General features: G+C 71.6%; 19 protein-coding genes. 12 read left to right on the forward strand and 7 right to left on the reverse strand.

The features are described from left to right. Positions 1 to 33: 33 nt before the first annotated feature. Positions 34 to 1,602 (forward strand): beta-N-acetylhexosaminidase, encoded by a 1,569-nt coding sequence (locus MUY22_RS06220; RefSeq protein ID WP_247057996.1) that lies wholly within the window; start codon positions 34 to 36, stop codon positions 1,600 to 1,602. Between the two features lie 52 nt (positions 1,603 to 1,654). On the opposite strand, the gene MUY22_RS06225 is transcribed toward MUY22_RS06220, so the two are convergent. After that, the gene (locus MUY22_RS06225; protein WP_247057998.1) at positions 1,655 to 2,254 is read right to left on the reverse strand and encodes a TetR/AcrR family transcriptional regulator; all 600 of its coding nucleotides are present in this window, start codon (positions 2,252 to 2,254) and stop codon (positions 1,655 to 1,657) included. Then, a complete protein-coding gene (locus MUY22_RS06230; protein ID WP_247058001.1) occupies positions 2,244 to 2,927 on the reverse strand; it encodes an MOSC domain-containing protein in 684 nt (227 codons plus the stop codon). The genes MUY22_RS06225 and MUY22_RS06230 overlap by 11 nt, the downstream gene beginning before the upstream one ends. A gap of 54 nt (positions 2,928 to 2,981) precedes the next feature. On the opposite strand from MUY22_RS06230, the gene MUY22_RS06235 reads away from it, so the two are divergent. Next, positions 2,982 to 4,340 carry a M20 family metallopeptidase gene (locus MUY22_RS06235; RefSeq protein WP_247058003.1) on the forward strand — a complete coding sequence of 453 codons (1,359 nt, stop codon included), beginning with the start codon at positions 2,982 to 2,984 and terminating at the stop codon, positions 4,338 to 4,340. Here MUY22_RS06235 and MUY22_RS06240 read toward each other — a convergent pair. Both MUY22_RS06240 and adh read right to left on the reverse strand, forming a co-directional pair. Next, entirely contained in the window at positions 4,309 to 4,677 is a 369-nt protein-coding gene (locus MUY22_RS06240; protein ID WP_247058005.1) for a DUF779 domain-containing protein, read from the reverse strand. The genes MUY22_RS06235 and MUY22_RS06240 overlap by 32 nt on opposite strands. Next, positions 4,677 to 6,200: an aldehyde dehydrogenase gene (gene adh / locus MUY22_RS06245; protein ID WP_247058008.1), complete on the reverse strand. Its 1,524-nt coding sequence runs from the start codon at positions 6,198 to 6,200 to the stop codon at positions 4,677 to 4,679. The genes MUY22_RS06240 and adh overlap by 1 nt, the downstream gene beginning before the upstream one ends. Before the next feature lie 115 nt (positions 6,201 to 6,315). Between adh and MUY22_RS06250 the strand changes: the two genes are divergently transcribed. The 5 genes from MUY22_RS06250 to MUY22_RS06270 all read left to right on the forward strand — a co-directional run bounded on the left by MUY22_RS06250 (position 6,316) and on the right by MUY22_RS06270 (position 11,227). Further along, entirely contained in the window at positions 6,316 to 7,800 is a 1,485-nt protein-coding gene (locus tag MUY22_RS06250) for a helix-turn-helix domain-containing protein (protein ID WP_247058010.1), read from the forward strand. Between the two features lie 117 nt (positions 7,801 to 7,917). Next, the gene (locus tag MUY22_RS06255; protein ID WP_247058012.1) at positions 7,918 to 8,727 is read left to right on the forward strand and encodes an SGNH/GDSL hydrolase family protein; all 810 of its coding nucleotides are present in this window, start codon (positions 7,918 to 7,920) and stop codon (positions 8,725 to 8,727) included. Then, the gene (locus MUY22_RS06260; protein ID WP_247058014.1) at positions 8,706 to 9,263 is read left to right on the forward strand and encodes a TetR/AcrR family transcriptional regulator; all 558 of its coding nucleotides are present in this window, start codon (positions 8,706 to 8,708) and stop codon (positions 9,261 to 9,263) included. The genes MUY22_RS06255 and MUY22_RS06260 overlap by 22 nt, the downstream gene beginning before the upstream one ends. Before the next feature lie 159 nt (positions 9,264 to 9,422). After that, complete coding sequence (locus MUY22_RS06265; protein WP_247058017.1) at positions 9,423 to 10,568, forward strand: sensor histidine kinase; 1,146 nt, start codon at positions 9,423 to 9,425, stop codon at positions 10,566 to 10,568. Continuing rightward, a complete protein-coding gene (locus tag MUY22_RS06270) occupies positions 10,565 to 11,227 on the forward strand; it encodes a response regulator transcription factor (protein ID WP_247058019.1) in 663 nt (220 codons plus the stop codon). The genes MUY22_RS06265 and MUY22_RS06270 overlap by 4 nt, the downstream gene beginning before the upstream one ends. Here MUY22_RS06270 and MUY22_RS06275 read toward each other — a convergent pair. Continuing rightward, positions 11,194 to 11,607: a hypothetical protein gene (locus tag MUY22_RS06275; RefSeq protein WP_247058021.1), complete on the reverse strand. Its 414-nt coding sequence runs from the start codon at positions 11,605 to 11,607 to the stop codon at positions 11,194 to 11,196. The genes MUY22_RS06270 and MUY22_RS06275 overlap by 34 nt on opposite strands. 418 nt (positions 11,608 to 12,025) lie before the next feature. On the opposite strand from MUY22_RS06275, the gene MUY22_RS06280 reads away from it, so the two are divergent. From MUY22_RS06280 to MUY22_RS06300, 5 genes are all read left to right on the forward strand, one after another. Next, positions 12,026 to 12,751: a DUF2786 domain-containing protein gene (locus tag MUY22_RS06280; protein ID WP_247058023.1), complete on the forward strand. Its 726-nt coding sequence runs from the start codon at positions 12,026 to 12,028 to the stop codon at positions 12,749 to 12,751. 54 nt (positions 12,752 to 12,805) lie between these two features. After that, positions 12,806 to 13,543: a Long-chain-fatty-acid--CoA ligase gene (locus MUY22_RS06285; RefSeq protein ID WP_247058025.1), complete on the forward strand. Its 738-nt coding sequence runs from the start codon at positions 12,806 to 12,808 to the stop codon at positions 13,541 to 13,543. Between the two features lie 70 nt (positions 13,544 to 13,613). Beyond that, the gene (locus tag MUY22_RS06290; protein WP_247058027.1) at positions 13,614 to 13,958 is read left to right on the forward strand and encodes an ArsR family transcriptional regulator; all 345 of its coding nucleotides are present in this window, start codon (positions 13,614 to 13,616) and stop codon (positions 13,956 to 13,958) included. Continuing rightward, complete coding sequence (locus MUY22_RS06295) at positions 13,955 to 14,203, forward strand: hypothetical protein (RefSeq protein WP_247058029.1); 249 nt, start codon at positions 13,955 to 13,957, stop codon at positions 14,201 to 14,203. Before MUY22_RS06290 ends, MUY22_RS06295 begins: the two co-directional genes overlap by 4 nt. Before the next feature lie 112 nt (positions 14,204 to 14,315). Continuing rightward, positions 14,316 to 16,424 (forward strand): MMPL family transporter, encoded by a 2,109-nt coding sequence (locus tag MUY22_RS06300; RefSeq protein ID WP_247058031.1) that lies wholly within the window; start codon positions 14,316 to 14,318, stop codon positions 16,422 to 16,424. 355 nt (positions 16,425 to 16,779) lie between these two features. Here MUY22_RS06300 and MUY22_RS06310 read toward each other — a convergent pair whose 3' ends face one another. Further along, on the reverse strand, positions 16,780 to 18,894 hold the full coding sequence (locus tag MUY22_RS06310) for a bifunctional diguanylate cyclase/phosphodiesterase (protein ID WP_247058033.1): 2,115 nt from the start codon (positions 18,892 to 18,894) through the stop codon (positions 16,780 to 16,782). A 4-nt stretch (positions 18,895 to 18,898) separates the two neighbouring features. Beyond that, on the reverse strand, positions 18,899 to 19,705 hold the full coding sequence (locus MUY22_RS06315; RefSeq protein ID WP_247058035.1) for an SAM-dependent methyltransferase: 807 nt from the start codon (positions 19,703 to 19,705) through the stop codon (positions 18,899 to 18,901). Positions 19,706 to 19,941 lie beyond the last annotated feature (236 nt).

Genomic DNA, 19,941 nt, shown 5'->3' on the forward strand with positions numbered 1-19,941 from the left:
TTTGTGAGGGAGTCCCCGACCGGAGGTGCCTTGATGCGCTTGTCCCGAGCCGTCTTGACCGCGGCTGTCGTGAGTCTGACGGCAGTCGGCCTGCCCGCCGCCACCGCCGAAGCCACTCCGGCGGCCCCAGAACGGAGCGTGACCGACGTCGTCCCCGCGCCGGTGTCGGCAAAGGCCGACGCGAAGGCGGACTTCCGGCTCACGCCGTTCACCGTGATCAGCGCCGACCGCGGCGCCGGCCAGGTCGCGGACTACCTGCGCGGCCTGCTGCGCCCGGCCACCGGCTACCCGCTGCCGGTCGTGCCGCGTGCGTGGGGCCTGCCGGCGATCTCGCTCGAACTGGGCCACGACGCCCGGATCGGCACCGAGGGTTACCAGCTGAAGGTCGCGCGCGACGGCGTCAAGCTCAGTGCCAACACCGCGGACGGCCTCTTCGAAGGCGTCCAGTCGCTGCGGCAGCTGCTGCCGTCGGCGATCGAGGCGAAGCACGTGCAGCACCGGACGTGGACCGTCGCGGGCGGCACGATCCTCGACTACCCGCGCTTCGGCGAGCGCGGCGCGATGCTCGACGTCGCGCGGCACTTCTTCCAGCCGGACCAGGTCAAGCTCTACATCGACCAGATCGCCCAGTACAAGCTCAACACGCTGCACCTGCACCTGGCCGACGACCAGGGCTGGCGCATCGAGATCAAGAGCTGGCCGAAGCTGGCGACCGTCGGCGGCCAGACGGCCGCGTACGGCGACCCGGGCGGCTACTACACGCAGAAGCAGTACAAGGACATCGTCGCGTACGCGGCTTCGCGGCACATCACGGTGATCCCCGAGATCGACATGCCGGGCCACACGAACGCGGCGCAGTCGACGTACGCCGAGCTGAACTGCGACGGCGTCGCGGTCCCGCCGCGGACGGACACCGAGGTCGGCTACAGCTCGCTGTGCATCTCCTCGCCGATCACGTACCGGTTCGTCGACGACGTCGTGCGCGAGCTGGCGGCCATCACGCCGGGCCAATACCTGCACATCGGCGGCGACGAGGCGCACGCGACGCCGCCGGCGGACTACATCACCTTCGAGCAGAAGGTGGCGCCGATCGTCGCGAAGTACGGCAAGAAGATCACCGGCTGGCACGAGATCGCCAAGGCCACGCCGCCGGTGTCGGCGATCCCGCAGTACTGGGACTTCGGCGGTGACGACGCCTCCGTCGCGGCCGCGGCCGCCCGGGGCAACAAGATCCTGATGTCGCCGGCGAACTACGCGTACCTGGACATGAAGTACGACGAGTCGACCCCGCTGGGCCAGGACTGGGCGGCGCTGATCGAGGTGCGCGACGGCTACGACTGGGACCCGGCGTCACTGGTGACCGGCGTCGGCGAGAACCAGGTCGCGGGCGTCGAAGCTCCACTGTGGACAGAGACGCTCCGCACGAGCGACGACCTCGAGTACATGGCGTTCCCGCGCCTGCCGGGCATCGCGGAGATCGGCTGGTCCCCGAAGTCCACGCACAACTGGGACGCCTACCGTGTCCGCCTGGCGAAGCAGTCCCCCCGCTGGACGCTGCAGGGCATCAACTTCTACCGCAGCCCCCAGGTCGACTGGAAGTAGTTCAAAGCCGTGAAGGCCTCCTTACCGGCCATAAGAGCCGGTAAGGAGGCCTTCACGGCTTTTGCCCCAGGTGGGCGTGGATGGCGCGGCGGGCCACGGCGTAGGGCGTGGTGGTGCCGGTGAGGACGGAGTCCGCGTTCGCCGCGCGGCCCAGCGCGTGCAGCTCGAAGGCCAGGACTTCGGCGTCTACGTCCAGGTGGGCCAGGGTGACGGCTTCGAGAGCCGACGTGCGGATGAAGGCCGCGAACGAGCCGTTCGCGGCGGCCACCGCGTCGTGGACCCGGCCCGGGCGCGCGTCGAACTCCGCGCCGACGTTGAAGAAGAAACAGCCGCCCGGGAAGATCCGCTTTTCCGAGTAGTCCAGCCAGTTCTCGCAGATCGCCCGCAGCCGCGGCAACCCCGGCTCCGATGAGAGAGCCGGCGTCACGACGTACGAGCGGAAGATCTCGAGGGCCGCTTCGACCGTCGCGAGCTGCAGGTCCTCCTTGGACCCGAACAGCGCGAAGACGCCGCTCTTGCTCAGCTCCAGCTCGGTGGCCAGCCGGCCGAGGGACAGCCCGTCGAGGCCGTCCACCGACGCGACGTCCACCGCCCGCCGCAGCACCAGCTTGCGCGTGACGTCGCCGCGCGCGACCCGGCCGTCAACCGGCACGGCGAGCCCGCCACCGGTCCACAGTGGACTGGATCCAGACGCTCCACTGCCCGGCGAGCGCGGGCGTCGCCAGCACACGGTCCGCGAAGTCCAGCGCCGCCTCGACGTTCTCCGGCGGCAGCTGCCCGTAGTTCGCGAACGAGATGACGTACACCTCGGCGACCGTCGGCGCGTCCGCGCGCTCGACCAGCTCGACCGCGCCGGACGTCGGCACGATGCCGGTCCGCAGCACGCGCAGGTACCACCCGGAGCGCCCCGAGTCGATCATCGCCGGCGTGATGTCCTTGCGGCCGGTCTTCATCGCGAGCTTGAAGCACGGCGACCGCGGCTGGGAGACCTGCACGAGCGCGTCACCCCAGGCCCAGACGTCGCCGATCCGCACGTCGTCCTCGGTGAGCCCGGACAGGGAGATGTTCTCGCCGAAGTCGGCCGTCGACACCTCGAAGCCGTCCTCGCGCCAGGCCGCGTAGTGCTCGGCCGGGTAGACGTAGACCGCCTTGTCGGGCCCGCCGTGCACGGTGAGGTCGGCCTGCCGGTCGCCGTCGAGGTTCAGCTCGGTGAGCTTCAGCTCCGGCGCCGTGACCAGCGCCTTGGTGATCCCGCTCAGCACCGGCAGCTCGCGTCGGTACCCCAGGACGCTCGGTTCCCCCACGTAGACGCTGTCGACGTTCATACCTCGAAGATAGCACGACCGTTCGTGTTGTTTTCCACCTCTAGGCTGGCGGACATGGAACTGCTCGACCAGGCCCGCGCCCACGTCGACTCCGGCGCCCTCTTCGCCGAACTGGCCACGCTCGTCGCGTACCCCACGGTCAGCGACGCCCCCGAGGGCCGCGTCGCCATCCAGGCCTACCTCGACGAAGTCCTCACCCCCGCGCTGACGGCGTTGGGCTGCGAAGTCACGCAGCACGCCAACCCGGACCCGGCGGGCGGCCCGTTCCTCGTCGGCGTCCGCACCGAATCACCGGACCGGCCGACGCTGCTCTGCTACGGCCACGCCGACGTCGTGGGCGAAGCCGGCGAGTGGGGCGAAGGCCGTGACCCGTGGACGCTCACCGCCGACGGCGACCGCTGGTACGGCCGAGGCACCGCCGACAACAAGGGCCAGCACCTGATCAACCTCACGGCGTTGCGGCTCCTGCTGGCCGACCGCGGAAAGCTCGGCTTCAACCTGAAGTTCCTCTTCGAAACCGGCGAGGAGATCGGCTCGCCCGGCCTCACGGAGTTCGCCGAACAGGAACAGGACCTCCTGAAAGCCGACGTCCTCATCGCCTCCGACGGCCCGCGCCTCGACGCGGCGACCCCGACGCTGTTCCTCGGCGCCCGCGGCGGCATCCGGCTCACCCTGGACGCCGACCTGCGCCCGGACGCCGCCCACTCCGGCAACTGGGGCGGGATCCTGCGCAACCCGGCGACGACGCTCACCGGGGCGATCGCGAGCCTGGTCGACGGTCACGGCCGCGTCCAGGTGCCCGCACTGCTGCCGCCGGAGCTTCCCGAATCCGTGCGCACCGCGCTGGCCGACGTGGTCGTCGACGCATCGGACGAGGGCTGGGGCGATCAACGACTCACACCCGCCGAGCGGCTCTACGGCTGGAACACCCTGGAGGTGCTGGCGCTCGACGCCGGGAACGCCGACCGCCCGGTCAACGCCATCCCCGGCCGGGCGCGGGCGGTCCTGCAGCTGCGGTACGTGGCCGGCACCGACGTCGACGGTGTCGCACCCGCCATCCGGGAACACCTTGCCGCACAAGGTTTCCCGATGATCGACGTCACCGCGGACGTCAGCTTCCTGGCCAGCCGCACGCCGGTCGACAACCCCTGGGCGAGCTGGGCGAAGTCCACTTTGGACGCCGTCGCGGAGAAACCCGTCGCCGTCCTGCCGAACTTCGGCGGCGGCCTGCCCAACCACGTCTTCACCGACGTCCTCGGCCTGGCGACGCTGTGGCTGCCGCACTCCTACCCGGGTTGCCTGCAGCACGCGCCGGACGAGCACCAGCTCGCCCCGGTCGCCCGGGAAGGGCTGGTGCTCGCCACGGCGTTGTTCAGTGCCTTCAGTTCAGCGCCGCCGACTCTTCGTCGGTGAACAGGCGGGAGCGGATCAGGAAACGCACGCCTTCGGGCGCCTCCAGCGAAAACCCGCTTCCGCGGCCCGGCACGACGTCGACCGTCAGGTGGGTGTGCTTCCAGTACTCGAACTGCGGCCCGGACATCCAAAACGGCACGTCTTCCATGCCCTCGACGACCAGGTCGCCGAGGCGCACGTCGGTCTGTCCGGTCTTGAACTCGCCCTTCGGGTAGCACATCGGGGCGCTTCCGTCGCAGCACCCGCCGGACTGGTGGAACATCACCGGTCCGTGGGTCGCCGCGAGCTTCCGGAGGAGGTCGGCCGCCTCCTCCGTCAACGCCACCCGCTCGGTCATCAGAAGAACCCGAGCGCCTGGTCGGAGTAGGAGACCAGCATGTTCTTCGTCTGCTGGTAGTGATCCAGCATCATCTTGTGGTTCTCCCGCCCGATGCCGGACGCCTTGTAACCGCCGAAGGCCGCGTGGGCCGGGTAGGCGTGGTAGTTGTTCACCCACACGCGACCCGCCTGGATGTCGCGGCCGGCCCGGTAGGCGGTGTTGCCGTCCCGGGACCAGACACCGGCGCCGAGGCCGTAGAGGGTGTCGTTGGCGATCTTCATGGCGTCGTCGTAGTCGTCGAACTTCGTCACCGACACGACCGGGCCGAAGATCTCCTCCTGGAAGATCCGCATCTTGTTGTCGCCCGCGAAGACCGTCGGCTCGACGTAGTAACCACCGGACAGCTCGCCGCCGAGGTCGCTGCGGCCGCCGCCGATCAGGATCTCGGCGCCTTCCTGCTTGCCGATGTCGATGTAGGACAGGATCTTCTCGAGCTGGTCGTTGGACGCCTGCGCGCCGATCATCGTGTCGGTGTCGAGCGGGTGCCCCTGCTTGATCTTGCGGACGCGCTCGACGGCGTCACCCATGAACTTGTCGTAGATGCCCGTCTGGACCAGCGCCCGCGACGGGCAGGTGCAGACCTCGCCCTGGTTCAGCGCGAAGAGCGTGAAGCCCTCCTGCGCCTTGTTGTAGAAGGCGTCGTTCTGCGCGGCGACGTCGTCGAAGAAGATGTTCGGGCTCTTGCCGCCCAGCTCGACGGTCACCGGGATGATGTTCTCGCTGGCGTACTGCAGGATCAGCCGGCCGGTCGTCGTCTCGCCGGTGAAGGCCACCTTGCGGACGCGGTTGCTGGAGGCCAGCGGCTTGCCGGCCTCGACGCCGAAGCCGTTGACGATGTTCAGCACGCCCGGCGGGATCAGGTCGCCGATGATCGACATCAGCACGTGGATCGACGCCGGGGTCTGCTCGGCCGGCTTGAGCACGATCGCGTTGCCCGCGGCCAGCGCCGGGGCGAGCTTCCAGACCGCCATCAGGATCGGGAAGTTCCACGGGATGATCTGGCCGACCACGCCGAGCGGCTCGTGGAAGTGGTAGGCGACGGTGTTCTCGTCGATCTGCGAGATGCCGCCCTCCTGGGCGCGCAGCGCGCCGGCGAAGTAGCGGAAGTGGTCGATGGCCAGCGGGATGTCGGCGGCGAGCGTCTCGCGGACGGCCTTGCCGTTCTCCCAGGCCTCGGCGACCGCGATCTTCTCGAGGTTCTGCTCCATCCGGTCGGCGATCTTGAGCAGGACGCCGGCGCGTTCCTCGACGGAGGTCTTGCCCCACGCGGGGGCCGCGCCCCAGGCCGCGTCGAGGGCCTTCTCGACGTCCGGCGCGGTGCCCCGGGCGATCTCGCAGAAGGTCTTCCCGGTGACGGGAGTCGGGTTCTCGAAGTACTGGCCGCCGGCCGGCGGCACGTATTCGCCGCCGATGTAGTGGTCGTAGCGCGATTCGAAGCTGACGACGCTGCCTTCGGTGTTCGGTGCGGCGTACTGGACCATCTTCCCTGCCTCATTGCTCGGAGTGACGGCGGTGCTCGGGCTCCCGCCGAACGTAGGCCGGGCAACGTTGCACGAGCGTTGCAGCGCTGTGAGCTGGGTCTCTACGCTGGAGGGCGTGGCAGAGGCGCCCGAGCCCGAACTGCTGCGCGATCCGGAGTCGTACGCGCGGCTGCTCGAACACGTCCGGGCGGCGGTGCTGGCCGGGCTGCCGGGCCCGCGCTCGCCACGCTCGGTGGTCTCGGCGTCCTGGGACCGCTCGCTGGCCGCGCACGTCGACCCGGACGAGGGCGAGGCCCCGTTCGTCCACGACGTCGACGTGCTGACCGCGCTGCGGGAGGCCCACCCGCTGGCGCCGGTGCTGCCGGTGCTGCGGCAGATGCTGGTGAGCATCGCCGACGACGCCGAGCACGTGATGATCGTGACCGACGCCGAGGGCCTGATCCTGTGGCGCGAGGGCGCGGCGAACCAGCTGGTGCGCGCCGACCGCGTCGGCCTCTCCGAAGGCACCCGGTGGAGCGAGTCGGCGATCGGCACGAACGCGATGGGCACGACGCTGGCGACCGGGGAGCCGGTGCAGATCTACTCGGCCGAGCACCTGGTCCGGCGCTACCACACGTGGACGTGCGCGGCGGCGCCCGTGCGTGACCCGGAGACGGGCGTGCTGCTCGGCTCGATCGACGTCAGCGGCCCGCTGCGCACGGTGCACCCGGCGATGTTGTCGCTGGTCACGGCCACCGCGCAGCTCGCCGAAGGGCAGCTGCGCGCCCAGCTCGCGGTCCGCGACGAGCGGCTGCGGCGGGCCAACATGCCCCACTTGGAGGCCTTGCGCGGCCGCCCCGGCGCCCTGCTCTCGGCGGGCGGCCGGGTGCTCGCGGCCCAGGCCTGCCTGCTGCCGGCCACGGTCGACGTCCGCCGCGGCGGCGGCACGGTCGCCCTCCCCGACGGCCGGATCGCGACGATGGAGCCGCTGGCCGAGGGCTACCTGCTCCGGCTGCGCGCGACGGGCAGCACCACCGGCGGCGGCCACCGCGCCCGGCTGCGCCTGGAGTACCTGGCCGACGGCGCCGGAACGACCACAGTGGACGGTCGCGACGTGCCGTTCACCTTGCGCCACGCGGAGATCCTGACGCTGCTGACGTTGCACCCCAACGGCCTCTCGGCCGAGCGGCTGGCGCTGCAGCTCTACGGCGAGACGGGCAACCCGGTGACGGTCCGCGCGGAGATCCACCGCCTGCGCTCCCAGCTGGGCGCGACGGTGGTGCAGACCCGCCCGTACCGCCTGGCGGCCGAGGTGGACGCGGACTTCGTCCAGGCCCGCGCGGCCCTGCGGTCCAGTTCCCCGGCGGACGTCATGCGCGTGTTCCGCGGGCCGCTGCTGCCGGAGTCGGAGGCCCCGGCGATCCGCGAAGAGCGCGAGACGCTCACGGCCCAGGTCCGCCAGGTGGCGTTGAACAGCACCGACCCGGCGGTGCTGTGGTCGTTCTGGGAAACCCCCTGCGGCGTCGACGACTTCGAGGTCCTGGACGCGCTGCTGAAGACGCTCCCGCCGGCGGACCCCCGCCGCGCGGCCGTCGCGGCCCACCGCGCCCGCTTACGCTGACCCAGCTCCCAGGACGTTCGTCCTGACTCTCCGTCGTGGTGTCCGGCACGTAGACAGCGTCTACAGAAGTTTGATAGACAGTGTCTACAAGATGAACTGCTGGTTACGGAGACCGGATTGAGCTACCACCGTTTCGTCGTCCTCGGCGACAGCTGCGCCGAAGGGCTCGACGACCCGTACCCCGGCCGGCACCAGTACCGGGGCTGGGCGGACTTCGTCGCCGCGCGGCTCGCCGAGGAAAATCCGCGCTTCCGGTACGCGAACCTCGCCGTCCGCGGGCGGCGGCTCGACCAGATCGTGCCCGAGCAGGTGCCCGCCGCGACGAAGCTCGAGCCCGACCTGGTCGCGCTCTTCGGCGGCGGCAACGACGTCATGAGCCGGGGCTGGGACGCGCGGACCGTCGCCCGGCGCGTCGACGCCGCGATCCGGGCCTGCACGGAGATCGCGCCCACCGTCGTCACCTTCACCCTCAGCGACGTCTCCGCCCGGATGCCGCTGGGCGCGCGGATGCGGCCGCGGATCGTCGCGCTCAACGAAGCCATCCGCGAAGCCGCCGTCAGCTACGGCGCGCGGCTCGTCGACCTGTGGCCCGACCAGGCCGCCACCGACTCGCGCTACTTCGGCGCCGATCGGCTGCACCTGTCCACGCACGGGCACCACCGGCTCGCCGCCTACGTCCTCGACCGGCTCGGCCTCGACCACGACCCCGCGTGGCTCGCCCCGCTGCCCGGCACACCGGCCGCCGGCAGCCGGCGCGCCGACCTGCGGTGGCTGGCCCGCGAGGTGCTCCCGGTCGCCGTCACACGCACGCGCAACCGCCTGATCGGCCGCCAGCCCGGCGACGGTTTCTTCGCCAAGCGCCCCGACCTGCTCCCGATCACCCTCCCGATCACCCTGGACGAGGCGTGGGCACCCGGCAACGCCTGATCGACACGGCGTCCGAGCTGCTGGCCGGCGAAGGCGTCGACGCCGTCACGCTGCGCGGGATCGCGAAGGCGGCGGGCGTCTCGCACGGCGCTCCACTGCGGCACTTCTCCGGCCGCGCCGAGCTGCTGTCGGCCGTCGCGACGCGCGGTTACGCCGACCTGCTCGCCCGCCGCGAAACGCTGCCGGAGACGTCGCCGCGAGCCCGGCTGACCGCCGCCTGCCACAGCTACGTCGACTTCGCGCTCACCAACCCGGCGATGTTCGAGCTGATGTTCCGCCGCGACCTGATCGACCCGGCCGACCCGGCGCTCTCGGCCGCGGCGAGCGCCGTCTTCGACACCTTCGCCGTGCTGGTGGCCGCGGTGCCGACGCCGATCGCGCGGTCCGGCGCCGACCTGCGGCTGGTCGCCGCGTCGCTGTGGGCCGCGTTGCACGGCCTCGCGCAGCTGTGGCTCTGGGGCGGGCTGGCCGGGGCGAGCTTCGCGCCGTCACCGGAGTCGGCGCTGGCCGTCACCCTGGACGCGTACCTCGGTTGACGCCCGGCGAAGAGGGGCTCCGGAGACCTCCCCCGGCCCCGGTGGGGCACCCTCTCCGCCGAGTCAAGGGCCGACCGTAGTGGCGAACGGCCACGCAGCGGAAGCAACTGACGACGTAGCCGGGGTAAACCTTCGCGGTACACAGGTAGCTTTCTGCTGGTGACGACACTGCGGGGACTTCGCGCGCGGCCACGGCTGACCGACGCCGTGCTCGCGGTGCTCGTCGCGGGTTACCAGGTGGCGGGCGCCACCGAGCTGGGCGGCGCGTTCGGCACCCACGCGCGTCCGCTGGGGCTCGCCCTGGCCGCGCTCAGCGCCCTGCCGCTCGCGGCGCGCCGCCGGTTCCCGATCACGACGGTGGTCACCTGCGTCGCCCTGATGGGCGTGTTCTACGCGCTCGGCTTCCGATCGCAGCTCGGCCAGCTCAGCGTCATGATCGCCGCCTACACGGTCTGGGCGCACTGCCGCTTCCGCGACGCGCTCGCCGTCACCGTGCTCGGCCTGATCGCCTACGAGACGTCGATGCTGTTCGGCAGCCCGGTCTCCCCGGTCGGCGACACGCTGCTGTCGCTGCTGCTCGCGGTCGGCGTCGCGGCGATCGGGCGCACCGCCTACGTCCGCAGCCACCGGATCCGCGACGCCGAGCACGACACGGAGCTGGCCGTCGCGGAGGAACGCGTCCGGATCGCGCACGAGCTGCACGACGTCGTCTCGCACCACCTTTCGGTGATCTCGGTGCAGGCCAACCTCGCGAAGTACGTCTTCGAGTCGGCGCCGGACACCGCGCGCGGCGCGCTGGACACGATCACCGGCACGACGACCGAGGCGCTCGACGAGCTGCGGCGCCTCCTCAGCGTGCTGCGCCCGCCGCAGTACCCGCTCGAGGGGTACCGGCCGCAGCCCGGGCTCGGCGACCTCGGGACGCTCGCCGCCCGGGTCCGCGAGGCCGGGATCGCGGTCGACCTGCGCGTCACCGGCGCGGCCCGGCCGCTGCCGCCCGGTCAGCAGCTGTGCGCGTTCCGCGTCGCGCAGGAGGCGCTGACGAACGTCCTCAAGCACGGCGGCGCCACGGCCGAGCTGACCCTCGACTACCGCGCCGAGCACCTGGTCCTCGGCGTCACGGACCCCGGCGGCGCGCCGGCCGCCCCGCCGAACCCGGGTGGGCACGGGCTGATCGGCATGCGCGAACGCGCCCGGATGTACGGTGGCGTGATCGAGATCGGCCCCCGCGACCCGGCCGGGTTCGCCGTCGTGCTGACGCTGCCGTACCCGCGGCCGGTCCCCCAACCGCAGGAGCCCGAGTGACGAGCGTGCTGGTGGTCGACGACCAGGACCTGGTCCGCGCCGGGTTCGTCGCGCTGCTGGGCGCCGTCCCGGGCATCGACGTCGCTGGCGAAGCGCGTGACGGCCTGGAGGCGGTCGAGAAGGCGGCGGCGCTGCGGCCGGACGTCATCCTGATGGACATCCGGCTGCCGGGCCTGGACGGCGTCAAGGCGACCGAGCGGATCCTCGCCGCGGCCGGGTCGCCGCGGCCGAGCGTGCTCATACTGACCGTCTTCGACCTCGACGAGTACGTCTACACGGCGTTGCGCGCGGGCGCGGCGGGCTTCCTGCTCAAGGACAGCCCGACGGAGACGCTGGTCGCCGGCATCCACGCGGTCGCCCGCGGCGACATGCTGTTCGGCCCGACGATCACCCGCCGGCTCGTCGAGGCGTTCACCCGCACCCCACCGGAACCACCCGCCGCGTCACCGGCGTTGGCCGCCTTGACCGACCGCGAGCTGGAGGTGCTGCGGTTCGTCGGCACGGGCGTCCCGAACGGCTGGATCGCGGCCGAGCTGCGGGTCAGCGAGGCGACGGTCAAGACCCACCTCAACCGGCTGATGACCAAGCTCGGCATCTCCAGCCGCGCACAGGCCGTGGTGGTGGCCTACGAAACCGGCCTGGTCCAGCCGGGCGGCTGAGCAAGATCCCGCCGCACGGCGAGCACCATGTGCGCCTTGACGCAGCGTCCGAGCCCGTGCTCACGGTGCGCGGCGGACACGGCGGTGTCCAGCTGGTAACCCCAGTCCGGCCGGCGCGGGTGCGAACACACTTCGATGAACCCGGCGACGGCGCCGGTCGCTTCGTGGATCGCGACGACGATCCACTGCACCAGCCCTTGGACCCGCGCTTCGGCTTCGGCGGCGCGCACCCGCTCCGCCGTCCACTCCGGCCACCGGTAGCCCGACCCGCCGAGCGGCGCGTCGTGGATCGCGCCCCGTGCGACGGCGTAGGACTCGAGGACGTCCGCCGGAGCGGTGCCGGTCCACTGCCGCAGCCGGTAGCCCGCCGGAACCGGCACGTCCCAGCGCGACCGGTCGCGCCGTCGACCACCAGGGCCTGCCGCACGATCGTGCGCACCGTGCGGAAGCCCATCGCCGCGGCCCACCGCTCACCCGCGGTGCCGGCGACGAGCTGCCAGCCCTCGACGACCTGCCGGTCACGCGCCCGCAGCTCGGGCCACACGGCCCGCAACAGCGCGGTGCCGATCCCCGCGCGGCGGGCGGCCGGGTGCACGACGACGTCGGTCAGCCGATCCCGCTGTTCTCGGCCTCGAGGAAGTTCACCTGCGCGAACGCGACGAGTTCGCTCCCCCGGTGGGCAGCCCAGTGCGCCGCCGGCCCCATCCCGGGCAGGGGGTTCGCTCGCCATGCCCCCAGTGTCCGCGACACGCTCACCCGGTGCGAGCGTCCGAACACCTGATCGAATAAGCTTCGCCCATGTCCGAGTCAGACCCGCAGCTCGAGCGCATCCGCAAGCTCCTCGCCAAGGCCGAGGACCCGGCGGTCACCGAAGCGGAAGCCGAGGCGTACAACACGAAGGCCGCCGAGCTCGTCGCCCGGTACGGCATCGACCAGGCGATGCTCGCCGAGGCCGGCGCGAGCGTCGACGACATCGGCACGCTCACCATCCCGATGAACGACCCGTACAGCCGGGACAAGGCGAGCCTGCTCACCTCGGTCGCCTACCCGCTGCGCTGCCGGACCCTGCTGCACCGCGTCGGCCAGAAGGTCGAGAGCGTCACGGTGTTCGGCTACCAGTCCGACCTCGGCCGCGTGGAGCTGCTGTTCACCAGCCTCCTGCTGCAGGCGAGCACCCAGCTGAACCGCGTCCGGCCGGGCGGGTTCTTCCCCGGCGAATCCCTCGCCGCGTACCGGCGCACGTGGCTGCACGGTTTCGCCCGCGCGGTCCACGAGCGGCTTTCGCTGGCCGAGCAGGAGGCCGTCCGCACGGCCGCGCCCGGCGCGCGCTCGGCCGAGCTGGTCGTCCGCGACCGCTCGGCGATGGTCCAGCACCGGTTCGACGAGGAGTACGGCGACCTGCGCTCGGCCGCGCCCCGGCGGCTGTCCGGTAGCGGCTACCTCGACGGCCACGACGCCGGCACCAAGGCGAACCTCGACCCGTCGGCGCTCACCCGGCGTCGCAAGGCCCTGCCCGTCCGCTGAGTGTCGCCCGGTTGCCGCTATCCCGGCGTTGATCGTTTCCGCTTGACTGGGCGGATGCGCGTGGTGGATCTTGCCGACCGTCCCGACCTGCTCGAACCTGCCTTGGACCTCGGTGACGTCGGCGGCCAGTTCATCTACCAGGGCGCGAGCGGCCGGATGATCACCGGCGAGCGGTTCCTGCGGCACTGGGCGCGCTACTTCCTGATCGCGCTGGACGACGACGGCGTCCCGATCGCGCGCGCTCTCTCGGTCCCGCTGGCGTTCCCGGCGGACGACCGCACGGAGCTGCCGGACCACGGCTGGGACCAGGCCATCGAGTGGGCGGCGCAGGACGTCATGGACGGCCGCGCGCCGAACGCGTTGTGCGCGCTGGAAGTCGTGATCGCGCCGCACCTGCGTGGCTCCGGCCTGTCCGCGCCGATGCTCAAGGCGTTGAAGGCGCGGGCCGCGGAAACGGGGCTGCGCAAGCTGATCGTGTCGGTCCGCCCGATCGGCAAGGAGCAGGAGCCGGCCGTCCCGATGCCGGAGTACGCGGCTCGCCGCCGGGAAGACGGCCTGCTGGCCGACCGCTGGCTGCGCACGCACGAGCGGCTGGGCGCCCGGGTCGTCAAGGTCTGCCCGTTCGCGGTGACGCTGGCGGGTTCGCTGGCCGACTGGCGCGAGTGGACCGGCGTCAAGCTGGCGGAAGGCGAGAACTTCATCCCCGGCGGCATCGCGCCGGTGCACGCGTCGACGGCCCACGACACGGCGACCTACGTGGAGCCGAACGTCTGGATGGACCACCCGATGTAAGCCTCGGGGATCACCCTGATGGACCCCCGCGCCGCCACCTGCTAGCTTTTGTTTGCATGTGGAGGACGCCGTGACCGAGCCCACCGGGGACGAGCTCGTCCGGCTGCTGGGGACCCTGGCGAACCCGCACCGGCTGCGGATCGTCGCGGCCCTGCTGGCCGAACGCGCGTACGTCAGCGAACTGGCGCGCGCGCTGCGGATCAGCCGCGCGCTCCTGCAGGTGCACCTGCGCAAACTCGAAGCCGCGGGCCTGGTCACGGCCAGCTTCGAGGTCGGCGAAGACGGCAAGACGCTGCGGTTCTACGAGCTCACGCCGTTCTCCGTCGTGCTGACGCCCGCGGCGATCGCGGCCGCCGTGCCGACGCTGAGCACACCGGAGTCCGTCCACGCGGACGGCGAGGAGGGACGGACATGAACTGGCACCAGTGGCAGGAGATCATCGGCGTGACCGGGGTCTTCGTCCTGATCACCGTCGTGCTCACGGTCGCGATCGTGCAGCTGGCCTCGACCTGGCGCGCCAAGGCCGCGCTGGCCCGCGAGCACGAATACCGCGCGCTGGCCGAGAAAGCTGTCCGGACGCAGGAAGAAACCGAACGGCAGCTGCGGGACGTCCAGGATCGCCTGCGATCCATCGAACACGTGCTCAAGGAGGTCGACTGACCTGAGGCCCTGGACCGCCGAGCGGCAACTCGGCGGCCCAGGAGGAAGAAGCACCCACTCGCCCGAGGGCGAGCTCTCATCGGATCACTCCTTCACGGAAGGACTTTAGTTCATGCTGCCCGCACGCAGGCCCGTGGTCGAACGCGTCGCGAACTGGTCGGTGCACCACCGCGCCGCCGCGATCTCCGGCTGGCTGGCGCTCGTCGCGCTCGCCTGGGTCATCGGTACGTTCACCCCCGGCACCGACGCGCGCTCGAGCCCCGCCGGCGACGCCGGCACCGGCCAAGCCGTCCTCGACCGCCAAGACGTCCGCGAACCGTTCTGGGAAAACGTCCTGGTACCCAGGGATTCGCCGGCCGCGGCCGACCTGGTGACGACGTTGACGACGTCCGGCGCGGTCGCGGACATCCACTCCCCGCTCGACGACCCGGCCCAGGTCTCCGCCGACGGCCGGGCCGGCCTCGTCACCTTCCGGATCCTCGGCACCGGCCCGGAAATCAAGCCGCACCTCGCGACGGCGACCGCCGTCGTCGCCACCGTCGCCGCCCGGCACCCGGACGTCCGGCTCGCGCAGGCGGGCGACCTCAGCGTGTCCGGCGCGGTCGACCAGAGCATCAAGGAGGACATCAAGCGGTCCGAGACGCGCTCGCTGCCGCTCACCCTGCTGATCCTGCTGGCCGTGTTCGGCTCGCTGGTCGCGGCCGCCGTCCCGGTGCTGCTCGCGGGCACCACGGTGCTCGCGACCTTCGGCCTGCTGTCCGCAGTGGACAACTGGATCCCGGTCAACAGCGCCACTTCCTCGATGACGTTGCTGATCGGCATGGCCGTCGGCGTCGACTATTCGCTGTTCTTCCTGCGCCGGGTGCGGGAAGAACGCGCACACGGCGTCGACGAGTCCCTGCGGATCGCCGCGCGGACGTCCGGGCACGTCATCGTCGTGTCGGGGCTGACCGTGGCCCTGTGCGTCACCGGCCTGCTGTGCACCGGGCTCGACAACCTCCGCGGCCTGACCGTGAGCACGATCCTCGTCGTCGGCCTCGCCGTGCTGGCGTCGGTGACCGTGCTCCCCGCGACGCTCTCGCTGCTCGGCACCCGCGTCGACCGCCTCCGGATCCCCTGGCTGGGCAAGCGCGGCACCCGCTCGCGGTTCTGGGCCGGCGTCGCCTCGACGGTGACGCGGCGGCCGGCGCTGTGGACCGGGCTCGCCGCCGGGCTCCTGGTCCTGCTCGCCCTGCCCGCCGCCGGAATCCGGCTGCAGGACCCGGCCCCGACCGAAAGCCTGCCGCGCAGCGTCCCGGTGATCGACGCGGCCGCGCGCGTCCAGGAAGCGTTTCCCGGCGTGACGATGCCGGCGCACGTCGTCCTCTGGAGCGACCGCGGCCCGGTCGACACCCCCGCGGTCCGCCGGGCGATCGACGAGCTCACCGCGCGGACGCCGAAGCCGGCGGTCGTGGTACCGGTGGGCGACGCCCTCGTCGTGCGGATCCCGCTCGGCGGCACCGGAAACGACGAAGTGGCCGACCGCTCGCTCACGACGTTGCGGGAAACCCTGCTGCCGCAGACGATCGGCCGGCTCGACGGCGTCCGCTTCGCGGTCGCGGGCCGGACGGCGGAAGCCCACGACTTCACCGCGCAAGTGCTGCAGCGGGCGCCGTACGTCTTCGGGTTCATCCTGCTGCTCGCGTTCGTGCTGCTGCTCGTGGTGTTCCGCTCGGTGGTGGTACCGGCGGTGTCGATCCTGCTCAACCTGCTGTCGGTCGGCGCGGCCTACGGCGTGCTGACCTTGGTGTTCCAGGACGGTTTTCTCGCGCCGCTACTGGGTTTCACGCCCTACGGCGGCGTGCTCGGCTGGCTGCCGATGTTCCTGTTCGTGCTGTTGTTCGGCCTGAGCACGGACTACCACATCTTCATCCTCAGCCGGATTCGCGAACGCCTGCAGGCGGGCCACCCGGCTCGCGACGCGATCGTCGAAGGCACGGCGAGCAGCTCCGGCGTGGTGACGAGCGCGGCGTTGATCATGACGGGCGTGTTCAGCATCTTCCTGAGCCTCGCGGCGATCGAGTACAAGATGCTGGGGCTGGGCATGGCTTTCGCGATCCTCCTGGACGCGACGGTGGTCCGCGGCGTCCTGCTCCCGGCGGCCCTGTCCCTGGTCGGCGACCGCCTCTGGAACCCGGTAGCACCTCTTGAAGGTCCGTCCAAGACATTTCACTTGTCCTGACAGATCGGCTCCGGCACGGCGAAGGGAGAACCCTCACCGGCCTGAACCCCGTCCACCTCGCCCTCATCCGCTGTGCGCCCTGACGCTGCCGGCCTTGGCCGTCGTGACCCGCCAACGCCGTTGTGGTCCGTGCTGATCGGCACCGAACGCCGGCTCACGCCGCCCCGGATCCTGGGCCTGGTCCTGGTGATCTTCGCGCCGCGACAGCCCTGACAGCGGCCGCGACCGTCGGCCACCTGCTCCCGGTCGTCTCCATCGCACTGGGCGCGCTCTTCCTCAGCGAGCCGCTGACCCCGCGGACCATCGGCGGCATGGCGATCGTGCCGGCCGCCGTCGCCCTGACGCGGTGGAAGGCTCAGACGAGCAGCTCCACGACCGCGCCCGGCGCGCTGGCGGTCCCGAAGTAGTCGCCGGTGGCCAGTTCCGCACCGGCGTCCCGCCACCAGTCCGCCTGGCCCGCCGTGTCGATCCCGTCGACGACCAGCGTCGCGCCGACCTGCCGGACCAGCGGCACCAGCTCACCGAGGAACGTCGATTCCGTCCACGCCTGCCATTCGGCGAGCCGGCGGGCGACCCGCACGACCCCGACCGGGAGGTCCTCGACCGCCCGCAGGTCGTCCGGCCCCATGCCGAACTCGTCGAGCAGCACCCGGACGCCGAGCCCGGCCAGCGCGGTCAGGTTCTCGACGACCCCGGACGTCGCCACCGCGCCGACCGGTACGCCGATCATCAGCTGCTCCGGCGGCAGGCCGGAGTCCGCCAGCAGCCCCGTGACACGGGTGCCCAGCGCTTCGTCCGTCACCTGGTGCTCGGTCAGGCCGGCGACCACCGGCAGCCCGAAGTCCAGGCGCTGGTGCCACCACTCGCCCTGCCGGCTCGCCGTCCGCAACGCCCAGTCGCCCAGCGGCAGGACGAGCCCGGTCGCCTCGGCCAGCGCCGCGCAGCGTTCGTGCGCCAGCGGCGGCCGGCCGGGCCGGTCCCACTGCAGCCGGGCCTCGACGCCGGCCAGCCCGCCGTCCGCCAGCCGCACCATCGGCCGGTACCGCACCTCGATCTCGCCGTTCTCCCACGCCCCGGCCATGCCGACGGCGAGGCCCTGCGCCCGCCGGTCCGCGGCGTCGGCCACCGGGTCGAACATCTTCCACTGACCGCGTCGCCGGGCTTTGGCCCGCCGCAGCGTCTGGTCCGCCGCGCGCAGCAGCTCGGCCGGGTCGATGCCCCGCACCGGCCGGTGCACCACCCCGGCGCTGGCCGACAGCGCCAGCCCGTGGCCCTCGACGAAGAACGGCTCGGCGAGCTCGTCGTTGATGGCGCGCACGATGGTGTTGATGTCCGGCGTCAGCGCGGTGTTCTCGATCAGGATGCCGAACTCGTCGCTGTGGAAGCGGGCGATCATCGCCCGCTCGCGGGCCACGACGGCCTTCAGCCGCTGCGCGAAGTGCACGAGCACCTGTTCGCCGACGCGCCGGCCGAGGCTGTTGCAGACCATGCCGAACGCGTCGAGGTCGACGTGGAGCAGCGTGACGCCGTGGACCGGGTCCGCGCGCCGCAGCGCGGTCTCGAGGTGGGTGCCGAAGTACTGGCGGTTCGGCAGGCCGGTCAGCACGTCGTGCAGGGCCTGCCGGCTCAGCTCGCTCTGCAGCAGCATCAGCTCGGTGCCGTCCTCGGCCACCACGACGAAGTACGCGGGCCGGTCACCGGCGTCCCGCAGCAGCGAGGCGGTGAGCGAGATGCGCGCGACGTCGCCGTCCTTGCGCAGCAGCCGCTGGGACTGCCGGACCCGGTCCCGGCTGCCGTCCTCGGCCAGCGTCCGCAGGGCCTCCCGGAGGGCCTTGACGGAGTCCGGGTGCACGAGGTCGTAGAGCCCGGTCCCGGTCAGCGCGCCGGCGGGGCGCCCGAGCATCTCGGCCAGGGCGGTGTTGGCCCGCACGATGCGGCCGTCGAGCCCGACGACCGCGATGCCGCTCGCCGAAGTCGTGACGACCTCGTCGAAGCGCGCCTCACTCTCCTTGAGGTTCCACTGCGCGTCCCGCACCGCCTTGAGCAGCGACAGGTGCATGATCTCCTGCTGGTCGAGGACGCTGCGTTCGTGCGCGATCAGGAACCCGCACGAGAGCGCGCCCAGCCCGAGCACGATCCGCTCGGCGAACCGGTCCGGCGGCCGGAGCTCCGCCAGCGACGGCAGGCCCTTCCCGAGGACTTCGAGCGTGCACCGCAGCCCCGGCTCACCGACGTAACCGAGCGACACCAGCCGGGCGCCGATCCGCTCCGCGGGCGCGGTGTCGGCCGAGCCGTCCAGCAGGTTCGCGCAGAACGCGTCGAGCAGGCCGCGCAGTTCTGCCTCGAGCCCCTCCCGGCTCAGCGACACGACGGTGACGCCGCTGAGCAGGTACGCCCACTTGCGCGCGAGCAGATTCCGCTCCCGCTCCGGATCGGCCGTGTCCGCGCGCGCGTGATCGGGTTTCGCCATTGGTTCAGCCTTGCTGTGTTTTCGCGTGCGCGGACCGGTCACCTGCGGCGTTCTTGCGGCCGATTCCGGCGTAAACCAGCATATTCATCTCGGAAGTGCCGGAGATGTCCGCCGGACCGGCCGGACGCCATTCACCGCACCCCACAAGACCGGGTTCGACGATTTCGAATCCGGCGAACAACTTCGTCACTTCTTCGTGCGTTCGCAATGTCACCTGGTCCGGGCTCCGGCTTTCCTTGATCGCATCGGTCGCTTCCGTGAGGTTCTCGCCCTGGTGGTCGCCGGTGACGTGGGTGATGGCGAGGAAACTGCCCTCCGCCAGCGCCGCCCGGTAGCGGCCGACGAGCTCGAGCGGGCCGGACTCGTCCGGGATCCAGTGCAGCATCAGCAACATCAGCAGCCCGACCGGCTGGTCGAGGTCGAGCAGGCCACGGACCTGCGGTGATTCGAGGATCTTCTCCGGGTCCCGCATGTCTGCGTGCACGATAGCGGCGTGATCGTTGCCCGCCAACATCAATTCGCTGTGCGCGACCGCCACCGGGTCGCGGTCCACGTACACCACCCGGCACTCCGGGTCGCGGGCCTGCGCCACCTCGTGCACGTTCGCCACCGTCGGGATTCCCGAGCCCACGTCGAGGAACTGCCGGATCCCGTGGTCGGCCATGAACCGCACCGCGCGACCGAGGAACGCGCGGTTCACGCGCGCGGCCTCGCGCAGGCCGGGCATCGCGTGCTCGATCTGCGCGCCCACCGCGCGATCGACGGCGAAGTTGTGCCCTCCCCCCAGCATGAAGTCGTAGGTGCGGGCCATGCTCGGCACGGAGATATCGACACCCGGTGGCACCCATTCCGGTGATCGTGTCACAGAGAACACCTTCTAGTCACATCGGGAATGGCCTCCGAGTTTAGCCATCTCTCGCGATCTCTTGGCTGCGCCATATGCGTGACCACAGACCACCCGTTCGGGCACTGTCACGCTCGGCCGGACGCGCCTACCGTAGGCCGTCTCGTTGGCGGAATCCCCACAATGGCGTAACGAGGAGTCCT

The sequence above is a fragment of the Amycolatopsis sp. WQ 127309 genome (assembly GCF_023023025.1).
Classification (GTDB): domain Bacteria; phylum Actinomycetota; class Actinomycetes; order Mycobacteriales; family Pseudonocardiaceae; genus Amycolatopsis.